The following is a 412-nucleotide window of genomic DNA, read 5'->3' as shown; positions in this document are numbered from 1 at the left end:
GAGCGGAAAAGATCCTTTTCCGAATCTCGACGGTGATGGTACTCACGAAACTGTCTGTCGTGACTTTCCTCGGCCTCGCGATCATCGGCAGCTGGAACCTGGCGAACGTCGGGGCCTTCCCGAGCTTGGGCTACCTGGTGAAACAGACCATCATCATGCTCCCATTCACATTGACCTCGATACTCTTCATCCAGTCACTCAGCCCGATGGTCATCTCCTACCGGGCCCACTACAGGTCAATCGAAGTAGCACGTCACAAGGCCTTGCGCTCCATGAACATCGCGTTCAGCGTACTGTTCATCACAGTCTTTTTCTATGCCATCTCCTTCAACTTAACCATGGGACATGACGTAGCGGTGAAAGCCTACAATCAAAACATCTCGACCTTGGCGATGGTGGCCCAGGGCATGGG

The 412-nt window shown here is 53.6% G+C and carries 1 protein-coding gene; it reads left to right on the top strand.

All coding sequences use genetic code 11. The features are described 5' to 3' along the window. Positions 1-59 precede the first annotated feature (59 nt). Positions 60-412, top strand: a 353-nt coding sequence (locus QC385_RS43880; RefSeq protein WP_279547003.1) for a hypothetical protein, incomplete at its 3' end; no start/stop codon positions are given.

The organism is Streptomyces sp. DH10 (assembly GCF_029813805.1).
GTDB classification, from domain to species: Bacteria; Actinomycetota; Actinomycetes; order Streptomycetales; family Streptomycetaceae; genus Streptomyces; species Streptomyces coeruleofuscus.
This window is presented reverse-complemented; position numbering and strand designations above follow the sequence as displayed.